This is a genomic window from Bifidobacterium sp. UTCIF-1, from assembly GCF_006408915.1.
In the GTDB taxonomy this organism is placed as follows: domain Bacteria; phylum Actinomycetota; class Actinomycetes; order Actinomycetales; family Bifidobacteriaceae; genus Bifidobacterium; species Bifidobacterium reuteri.
The window spans coordinates 1-4,923 of the sequence record NZ_JFAG01000041.1 but is presented as its reverse complement, the minus strand read 5'-3'; the positions used below and the strand labels follow the sequence as shown (position 1 = coordinate 4,923).

Below are 4,923 nucleotides of genomic sequence, written 5' to 3'. Positions count from 1 at the left end.
CCTGTAGGAATGCTTATCTTGGAGCAGGCTTCCCGCTTAGATGCTTTCAGCGGTTATCCCTTCCGAACGTGGCCAACCGGCCGTGCCGCTGGCGCGACAACCGGCATACCAGAGGTTCGTCCACCCAGGTCCTCTCGTACTATGGGCAGGCCTCCTCAACATTCCAACGAGCGCAGAGGATAGAGACCAAACTGTCTCACGACGTTCTGAACCCAGCTCGCGTGCCGCTTTAATCGGCGAACAGCCGAACCCTTGGGACCTGCTCCAGCCCCAGGATGCGACGAGCCGACATCGAGGTGCCAAACCATCCCGTCGATATGGACTCTTGGGAATGATCAGCCTGTTATCCCCGGGGTACCTTTTATCCGTTGAGCGATGCCGCGTCCGTACACCGGCACCGGATCACTAGTCCCGACTTTCGTCCCTGCTCGACCCGTCAGTCTCGCAGTCAAGCCACCTTGTGCACTTGCACTCGCCACCCGATTGCCAACCGGGCTGAGGTGACCTTTGGGCGCCTCCGTTACTCTTTGGGAGGCAACCGCCCCAGTTAAACTACCCGCCAGGCACTGTCCCAGACACGGATCACGTGTCGTGGTGAGACATCCAATGCGAACAGAGCGGTATTTCACCTTGCGACTCCACGTGGTCTGGCGACCACGCCTCACGGTCTCCCGCCTATGCTACACAATCCACACCGAATGCCAATACCAAGGTATAGTAAAGGTCCCGGGGTCTTTTCGTCCTTCTGCGCTTAACGAGCATCTTTACTCGTACTGCAATTTCGCCGAGCTCCTGGTCGAGACAGTGGGGAAGTCGTTACGCCATTCGTGCAGGTCGGAACTTACCCGACAAGGAATTTCGCTACCTTAGGATGGTTATAGTTACCACCGCCGTTTACCGGGGCTTGAATTCACCGCTGCCCCCCGAAGGGATGACGGATCCTCTTAACCTTCCGGCACCGGGCAGGCGTCAGTGCATATACAGCGGCTTGCGCCTTCGCATGCACCTGTGTTTTTGGTAAACAGTCGCTACCCCCTGGTCTGTGCCACCCCCAACAGCTCCAGGAGCAAGTCCTTTCACCATCGGGGGCCTCCCTTGAACCGAAGGAACGGGAGTGATTTGCCGAGTTCCTTGACCAGGATTCGCTCGATCGCCTTGGTATTCTCTACCTGACCACCAGTGTCGGTTTGGGGTACGGGCGGCATGCGCCCTCACGCCGAAGCTTTTCTCGACGGCCGGGACCACCGGATCCACGCTCAACGCGCGTCCCATCGCACCTCACCCATACGCCCCCCGGATTTGCCTGGGGGACGGGCCGAATGCTTGGCCCGGGAAAACCACCTCCCGGGCCGGCTGCCCTTCCGTGTCACTCCTGCGCTCACCTACTACCGTTACGGTCCCGGCGACCGGACCCGCCACCGTCCCGAAGGACGGATGGGGACCGGCCGGAGGTTAGTACTCACGGCCTCGGTCTGTTCGGTCGCAAGCCGGTACGGGAATATCAACCCGTTCATCCATTCGACTACGCCTGTCGGCCTCGCCTTAGGACCCGACTCACCCAGGGACGATGAACGTGGCCCTGGAACCCTTGGTCATCCGGCGGACGGGATCTTCACCCGCCTCTCGCTACTCATGTCTGCATTCTCACTCCCCCGAAGTCCACGGCAGGCTCACGCCGCCGCTTCGCCCCTCGGGGGACGCTCTCCTACCCAACAGTAAAAACTACCATTGCCGCGTCTTCGGTGGCGTGCTTGAGCCCCGCTACATTGTCGGCGCGGAACCACTAGACCAGTGAGCTGTTACGCACTCTTTCAAGGATGGCTGCTTCTGAGCCAACCTCCTGGCTGTCTATGCGACTCCACATCCTTTCCCACTTAGCACGCGCTTGGGGACCTTAGACGACGGTCTGGGCTGTCTCCCTCTCGACGACGGAGCTTATCCCCCGCCGACTCACCGCCGGGATACACTTGACGGGTATTCGGAGTTTGGTTGCTGTCGGTACCCAGTACGGGCCCTCAAGCATCCAGTAGCTCTACCCCCCGCAAGCACTCACCCGACGCTGCACCCAAATGCATTTCGGAGAGAACCAGCTATCACGGAATTTGATTGGCCTTTCACCCCTAGCCCCAGGTCATCCCCCCGGTTTTCAACCCAGGTGGGTCCGGTCCTCCACACGGTCTTACCCGCGCTTCAACCTGCCCAGGGCTAGATCATCCCGCTTCGGGTCCAGGACGGGCGACTCAACGCCTTTTGAGACTCGCCTTCGCTACGCGTCCGCCACACGGCTTACGCTCGCCACCCGCCACTGACTCGCAGACTCATTTTTCGATAGGCACGCCGTCACCCCTTGAAGAGGCTCCGACGGATCGTAGGCGCACGGTTTCAGGAACTCTTTCACTCCCCTCCCGGGGTGCTTTTCACCTTTCCCTCACGGTACTAGTACGCTATCGGTCAGACAGGAATACTTAGGCTTGCCCCACGGTCGGGGCGGATTCACACGGGGTTCCACGGGACCCGCGCTACTCGGGAAAACACGATCGACGGTCCACGCGCATTCGGGTACGGGGCCATCACCCTCTACGGCCCGGTATCCAACCCGGTTCCCCTAGCACATGGATTTCTCACCGCCGGCCGGCCCGTCGGGACCGGCGCACACGCTCCCACAACACCGCACACGCAACCCCCGACGGGTATCACACGCACACGGTTTAGCCTGATCCGCTTTCGCTCGCCACTACTCACGGAGTGTCCTCTCCTGCAGGTACTGAGATGTTTCACTTCCCTGCGTACCCCCCGGCCAAGCCGGTGCCAGCCCATGACGGCTGGCGGGTTCCCCCATTCGGAAATCCTCGGATCAAAGCCCTGTCGGCGGCTCCCCGAGGCCTATCGCGGCCCCACACGTCCTTCATCGGTCCTGTCTGCCAAGGCATCCACCACACGCCCTTGCAAGCCACACGGCCCGCAAGCAACGACACAATGCCAGACGACAAATCATCGACAACATCAGATCACAAAACGATCGCAAACGAACACCAAGACCAAAGCCTTGGAGTCCGAACGAAATCAACAACGAGACACCCGGGACACACCCGGATGCTCGCTCGCGTCCACTCTCCAGTTCTCAAACCACCACCGCACCCACACAAGCCCGCACACGCGAAACCAATCACGCACGCAAGCCCGAGCGGGGCAGGGCACCCGCACCAGGCCAAACACCCGGCGTGGCGGCCCGGGAACCCAAGAACGCGCCCATACCACCCCCACACGCCCACGACAGGCACACAGGCGAGCCGAATCCGATCTCTTCCACACCAGCAACCCCCCGCACGGCCGGGAGCATCCCGGCCCAAGGGGCGAAACGGACGCCACACGGCATCCTGAAAATCTCCGTAGAAAGGAGGTGATCCAGCCGCACCTTCCGGTACGGCTACCTTGTTACGACTTAGTCCCAATCACGAGCCTCACCTTAGACGGCTCCCCCCCATACGGGTTAGGCCACCGGCTTCGGGTGCTGCCCACTTTCATGACTTGACGGGCGGTGTGTACAAGGCCCGGGAACGCATTCACCGCGGCGTTGCTGATCCGCGATTACTAGCGACTCCGCCTTCACGGAGCCGGGTTGCAGGCTCCGATCCGAACTGAGACCGGTTTTCAGGGATCCGCTCCACGTCACCGTGTCGCATCCCGCTGTACCGGCCATTGTAGCATGCGTGAAGCCCTGGACGTAAGGGGCATGATGATCTGACGTCATCCCCACCTTCCTCCGAGTTAACCCCGGCGGTCCCCCGTGAGTTCCCACCATAACGCGCTGGCAACACGGGGCGAGGGTTGCGCTCGTTGCGGGACTTAACCCAACATCTCACGACACGAGCTGACGACGACCATGCACCACCTGTGAACCCGCCCCGAAGGGAAACGACATCTCTGCCGTCGTCGGGAACATGTCAAGCCCAGGTAAGGTTCTTCGCGTTGCATCGAATTAATCCGCATGCTCCGCCGCTTGTGCGGGCCCCCGTCAATTTCTTTGAGTTTTAGCCTTGCGGCCGTACTCCCCAGGCGGGATGCTTAACGCGTTGGCTCCGACACGGAACGCGTGGAACGCGCCCCACATCCAGCATCCACCGTTTACGGCGTGGACTACCAGGGTATCTAATCCTGTTCGCTCCCCACGCTTTCGCTCCTCAGCGTCAGTAACGGCCCAGAGACCTGCCTTCGCCATTGGTGTTCCTCCCGATATCTACACATTCCACCGTTACACCGGGAATTCCAGTCTCCCCTACCGCACTCAAGCCCGCCCGTACCCGGCGCGGATCCACCGTTAAGCGATGGACTTTCACACCGGACGCGACGAACCGCCTACGAGCCCTTTACGCCCAATAAATCCGGATAACGCTTGCGCCCTACGTATTACCGCGGCTGCTGGCACGTAGTTAGCCGGCGCTTATTCACCGGGTACACTCACCCGAAGGCTTGCTCCCCGATAAAAGCGGTTTACAACCCGAAGGCCTCCATCCCGCACGCGGCGTCGCTGCATCAGGCTTGCGCCCATTGTGCAATATTCCCCACTGCTGCCTCCCGTAGGAGTCTGGGCCGTATCTCAGTCCCAATGTGGCCGGTCGCCCTCTCAGGCCGGCTACCCGTCAAAGCCACGGTGGGCCGTCACCCCGCCGTCAAGCTGATAGGACGCGACCCCATCCCATGCCACGAAAGCATTTCCCGACAAGCCATGCGGCCCATCGGAGCATCCGGCATTACCACCCGTTTCCAGGAGCTATTCCGGAGCATGGGGCAGGTTGGTCACGCATTACTCACCCGTTCGCCACTCTCACCCCGGCCGAAACCAGGGATCCCGTTCGACTTGCATGTGTTAAGCACGCCGCCAGCGTTCATCCTGAGCCAGAATCGAACCCTCCACAAAAAAAC

At 60.9% G+C, this 4,923-nt stretch carries 2 rRNA genes; both read right to left on the bottom strand.

Annotated features, from left to right (window positions below):
• Positions 1-2,957: ribosomal RNA gene (locus BW09_RS10730) — 23S ribosomal RNA — on the bottom strand; the annotation flags it as partial.
• A gap of 436 nt (positions 2,958-3,393) precedes the next feature.
• Positions 3,394-4,918 (bottom strand): 16S ribosomal RNA (locus BW09_RS10725).
• Between the last annotated feature and the right edge of the window lie 5 nt (positions 4,919-4,923).